The sequence below is a fragment of the Streptomyces nanhaiensis genome (assembly GCF_046614825.1).
Taxonomy (GTDB): Bacteria; Actinomycetota; Actinomycetes; order Streptomycetales; family Streptomycetaceae; genus Streptomyces; species Streptomyces radiopugnans.
Genome location: NZ_JBKJFM010000421.1, coordinates 1 through 315, shown reverse-complemented (window position 1 = coordinate 315; position 315 = coordinate 1). Strand labels below are relative to the sequence as shown.

Here is a 315-nt window from a genome sequence, read left to right as displayed (position 1 = left end):
GTTCGGCGGCGTCCTACTCTCCCACACGGTCCCCCATGCAGTACCATCGGCGCTGAAAGGCTTAGCTTCCGGGTTCGGAATGTAACCGGGCGTTTCCCTCACGCTGTGACCACCGAAACACCATCCGAGTGTTCCAAGCGAACAAGCACACTGTTCAATTAGAACCCCGAAAAACCTGCCGAGGCCGTTCGTGGTCTCAGAACCCACACAGTGGACGCGAACATCTACGGTCAAGCCCTCGGCCTATTAGTACCAGTCAACTCCACCGGTCACCCGGCTTCCATCTCTGGCCTATCAACCCGGTCGTCTCCCGGG

The 315-nt window shown here is 58.7% G+C and carries 2 rRNA genes; both read right to left on the bottom strand.

From position 1 onward, the window contains the following. A 5S ribosomal RNA gene (gene rrf / locus ACLIYP_RS30905) occupies window positions 1–117 on the bottom strand. 109 nt (window positions 118–226) lie between these two features. Beyond that, window positions 227–315, bottom strand: a 23S ribosomal RNA gene (locus tag ACLIYP_RS30900); the annotation flags it as partial.